At 66.2% G+C, this 2,320-nt stretch carries 2 protein-coding genes; both read right to left on the reverse strand.

Translation table 11 applies throughout. The features are described 5' to 3' along the window. Positions 1-81: 81 nt before the first annotated feature. Positions 82-1,053 carry a LysR family transcriptional regulator gene (locus JYJ84_RS34495; protein ID WP_175221471.1) on the reverse strand — a complete coding sequence of 324 codons (972 nt, stop codon included), beginning with the start codon at positions 1,051-1,053 and terminating at the stop codon, positions 82-84. 148 nt (positions 1,054-1,201) lie between these two features. Continuing rightward, positions 1,202-2,320, reverse strand: a 1,119-nt coding sequence (locus JYJ84_RS34500; protein WP_240201947.1) for an efflux transporter outer membrane subunit, incomplete at its 5' end; no start/stop codon positions are given.

Genomic DNA, 2,320 nt, shown 5'->3' on the forward strand with positions numbered 1-2,320 from the left:
GCGTGCGTGCTGGTGCGTTCGACGCAACGCCGCCGGCTACGAACGCGGTGGACTGTGCCGCAAAGACGCGAGCGGTGGCGTTCATGCGGCGATTGCGCTGTCGGCGTCCACGGCGTGCGTGACGACGGGCGCGTCGTGCCGCGCGGCAGGCCGCGTGTCGAGATTGTCGTCGAACGCGGCGACGAGATGTTCGGCGAGCGCTCTGATACGCGCCGGCAGATTTCGGCGCGAGTGATAGAGCAGCGACGCGTCGAGGTCATCGACCTGCCAGTCGGGCAGCAGGCGTACGAGTTCGCCTTTGCGTTCGAGCGGCCGCGCAAGGTGCTCCGGAAGCACGGCGAACCCGGTGCCGCGCGTCGTCGCGAGAATCAGCGTGTCGAGGCAGTTCGAGCGGATCGCGCCTGCCAGCCGTATCTCGGCGGTCGCGCCGGTACGCCGGTGTCGCAGCGGCCACACTAAACCGCCGCTACCCGGCTTGCCGCCATGCACATCCTGGCGTTCGAGCGCCTGCGGATGCTTCGCGGTGCCACCTGCAGTGCGAAACCGCGGACTCGCGTAAAGGCCCATCGGGATGCGCCCAAGGCGCCGCTCGATGCATGTCAGGCTCGACGTTCGTTCAGTGACGATGGACAGATCCGCTTCGCCGCTGAGCGCCGCGCTCGGGTGATCGACCCAGTCGATGCGGATGCACACGAGCGGATACTGCACATTGAAATCGGCCAGGGCCGGCACGAGGCGATCGACGCTGAACAGGTTCGAGACCTCGAGCGAGATGTCGCCTTGCATCTCGGTGGCATTGGCACGGCAGCAGACGGAAAAGTGCTCGTATTGCTGCAGCAGCGCGATCGCCTGCTCGAGCACGTCCTGGCCGACGCGCGTCAGCGTCACTTTGCGCGTCGTACGATGAAACAGCAACACGCCGAGCGACGTCTCCAGGCACTGGATCGCGCGGCTGATGCAGGGGACGCCGAGCCGGTGGGCTTCGGCGGCTTTCGTGAAGCTGCCTTGTTCGGCAACCGTCTTGAGTATCTCGAGCGTTTTCAGGCGATCCATGACCGGTCTCACTTCGGTGAATTCGTATGTGATCAATCTATGCGGCGCACCGGTGCGGAGCAACACAAAAAACGTTAGGTAAGCTTAAGGGCGATATGAAGATACGTGAGGCCGTTCGAAGGAATGCAGACGGCGCACTTATTTTTTTTCAGAACCGGTCGGTGTGTTTTATATCGCTCGCCGGTGTCGACGCGGGCGGCGTCCATCCGCCACCCAGCGCACGCACGAGATTGACGGTCGCAATGGCGAGTGCCTGGCGGCTATGAATCAGCTGACGTTGCGCATTCAGTGCGTCGCGATCTGAATCGATCACTTCGAGATAACTGACGTAGCCGTGCGCGTAGCGGCTCAGTGACAACCGCGCCGCTGCTTCGCTGGCGCGCGCCGCGCTGTCGTATCGCGCGATCCGCTCTTTCTGCGCGGTGATGTCGTTGAGCGCATCCTGAACCTCGCGTAAAGCGCCCAGCGCAGTCGCGCGATAGTTCGCGTCAGCGAGGTCCGCGCCTGCCGTTGCGGCGGCCACTGCGGCGTCGCGTTTGCCGCCGTCGAACAACGTCTCGGCCACGCTCGCCCCGAGACCCCACAGCGAACTGTTGCGGTCGAGAAACGTGCCGAGGTCGCGGCTCGCGAATCCGCCCTGTGCGGTCAGCGTCAATGTCGGCAGCCACGCGGTGCGGGCGACGCCGATTTCGAGCGATGCCGCGTCGACGCGGCGTGCCGCTGCATAGAGGTCCGGCCGTTGCGCGAGCAGCGCGGACGGCAGGCCGGGCGGCACCTCCGGCACGCGTACGGCCGACGCGGTTGGCGCGACGGCGAATGCAGTCGGCGAGACGCCGGTCAGCACGGCGAGTGCGTCGACGAGGTTTTCGCGCAGCCGCCGGCTGTCCGCGAGATCGGCGCGCGCCGTATCGAGATCGGCCGCCGCGCGCAATGCGTCGAGATCGCTCGCCGCGCCGGCCCGCACGCGGGCGGCGATCACGTCGAGTGCGGTGCGTCGCAGCTCGATCGCTCGGGCGAGCGTCGCGAGATCCCGTTCGACGAAATGGAGCGTCAGATAGTCGCTTGCGACATCGGTCGAGATGCGCAGGCGAACGGCCGCGCGATCCGCCGCCGCTTGCAGCACGTTCTGCCTGCCGATCTCCGCGTCGCCGCGCAGGCGCCCCCACAGATCGACTTCATAGCTGGCGTTGAACGGCACCGACCAGTTGTGCATCGTGCGTTTAGGCAATGCGTTGTCGACCGTGCCGGACACGCGCGTGCGGCTGAA

Origin of the sequence: Burkholderia sp. LMG 13014 (genome assembly GCF_905232215.1) — a bacterium.
In the GTDB taxonomy this organism is placed as follows: Bacteria; Pseudomonadota; Gammaproteobacteria; order Burkholderiales; family Burkholderiaceae; genus Burkholderia.